Source organism: Bartonella sp. MR168JLCBS (assembly GCF_042194175.1).
Map to the genome: position 1 here is coordinate 1 of NZ_JBHIMP010000421.1, position 675 is coordinate 675.

Below are 675 nucleotides of genomic sequence, written 5' to 3' on the forward strand. Positions count from 1 at the left end.
AGCATCAGGATCACCATCTATAAGTTCTTCCTGTTCATTGTAAGTCGCAGAAATCATTTCACTGACAATACGCACAGTTAAAAACTCTTCATTGTCTTGCATTGCTGCTGCAACAAACTCAATTTTATTAATTCCGACAAACGTAAACTGGACTCTTTCATTATTTTTTTCGCGTTGTTCAATGGCCGCACAAAAACTCTCAAAAACATTCTGAGAAAGCAATTTCTTAAGTTGATCGCGATCCCCTTTGGCAAAAGCTGTTACAATCATTTCGTAAGCAACTTGAGCACCCTTTATAAAAAATTGAGGAGAAAAATGAGGATCACTCTGGCGAAGTGCCCGTAAACCTTCATTCAGTGCACTTCCTGTTGGTGAAATTGCATCAATTTCGCTAAAATCGTCCTTTTGCGAATTGCCTTGATGAGGAAAAGAAACAATATTATCAGCCGTTTCTGTTTCAGTCTGTTTTTTAGAACGACCCGAATAAGGATCAAAGGGAGGCTTTTCAAAACCAATCCGTTTTCCTAATACATTACGCAGTTGTACAAAAACAACAACCATAATAACAAGAGCTAAGACAAGTACGATGTTAAATTCCATGGGGACTGTTAATCTCCAAACCTAAGATGATCTGCAATAAACATTGCAGTCAATATCATTTATCAATAAATATGT

Annotated in this window: 1 protein-coding gene; it reads right to left on the reverse strand. The window is 36.9% G+C overall.

The window, feature by feature from the left end:
• Positions 1–600: Tim44/TimA family putative adaptor protein (locus ACFIK8_RS11735; RefSeq protein WP_375669527.1), on the reverse strand; the 600-nt coding region annotated here is incomplete at its 3' end.
• Between the last annotated feature and the right edge of the window lie 75 nt (positions 601–675).